Origin of the sequence: Paenibacillus mesotrionivorans, assembly GCF_046098205.1 — a bacterium.
Lineage (GTDB): Bacteria > Bacillota > Bacilli > Paenibacillales > NBRC-103111 > Paenibacillus_AR > Paenibacillus_AR mesotrionivorans.
Window position 1 is genome coordinate 1 of the sequence record NZ_JBJURJ010000037.1, and the last position, 772, is coordinate 772.

1 protein-coding gene is annotated in these 772 nt (G+C 59.1%); it reads left to right on the forward strand.

Annotated elements, in window-relative coordinates:
• Positions 1 to 38: 38 nt before the first annotated feature.
• A partial coding sequence (locus tag ACI1P1_RS29690) for an IS110 family RNA-guided transposase (protein WP_416220222.1) occupies positions 39 to 772 on the forward strand: 734 nt, incomplete at its 3' end.

Here is a 772-nt window from a genome sequence, read left to right on the forward strand (position 1 = left end):
CGCATACGCCTGCTGCGTTACGAAAACTCATCCGTGCTCTGGGCTCCGTCGAAACCCTTTCTTTTTGTTATGAGGCGGGTCCAACGGGCTACGAAACTTATCGCCTTCTTCGGTCCATGGGGGCCCAGTGCGTGGTCATTGCTCCGTCGCTTATGCCCAAACGCCCCGGTGACCATGTCAAGACCGATCGCCGGGATGCCGAACAATTAGCTCGTTTGTTTCGGGCAGGCGAATTGACCGCCGTTTACGTCCCCGAGCGGGAGGATGAGGCATTGCGTGAGTTGGTTCGAGCTCGGGAGGCGGCGATGGAGGATGCTCACCGTCAGCGCCAGCGCATTTTAAAGTTTCTCCTGCGTCATCAGATCGAGCAGCCCGCTACCCTGAAGCGTCGCTGGACCAAGAAGTATCGCGTGTGGTTAGGCCAGCTGACGTTCCCTTTTGCCACGATGCAAGTGGCGTTTACCGAAATGCTTCATGCTCTGCAGGAAGTGGAGCAGCGGATCCAGCGCTTGGAGCACGCTCTGCTGGAGCAAGCCGCTACGGGAACGAAAGCGGAGCTCATCCAAGTCTTGCAATCGCTGCGCGGTGTTGGGCTGTTGACGGCCATGACCATCGCGGCCGAAATCGGATCCTTTGCCCGCTTCCGTTCGCCTGCCCAACTCATGGCGTATTTGGGTCTGGTGCCCCGGGAACATTCCAGCGGACCACGTACCTGCAGAGGGGGAATGACCAAAGCAGGCAATGGCCGGCTTCGCCGGAGCCTCATCGAATC